At 54.2% G+C, this 271-nt stretch carries 1 pseudogene; it reads right to left on the minus strand.

Annotated elements, in window-relative coordinates:
* Positions 1 to 271, minus strand: a pseudogene (locus tag MXD62_RS08685) (histidine kinase); the annotation flags it as partial.

The following is a 271-nucleotide window of genomic DNA, read 5'->3' on the forward strand; positions in this document are numbered from 1 at the left end:
ATTCGCTCTTGATTGTCAATTGCGATGACACCTTCATGCATGGCGTGAAACGCGGCTGTCCGCTCCCTGAGGATACGAGCCATCTCATGCGGTTCCAGATCAAGCATCTGCCGCTTGATGTGTTTGGCCAGCAGCCATGAGCCCAATACGCCGAACAAAAGCGACAAAAACAGCGCGATCACAATGCTTCTCTGCTGGGACAGGATCATCTCCACAATCCCGGGCAGGAGGTGGCCGGTAATCACCACACCGACTTGACGATGTTGCGTGT

This window comes from Frankia sp. Mgl5, assembly GCF_023242985.1.
Taxonomy (GTDB): Bacteria; Actinomycetota; Actinomycetes; order Frankiales; family Frankiaceae; genus Parafrankia; species Parafrankia soli.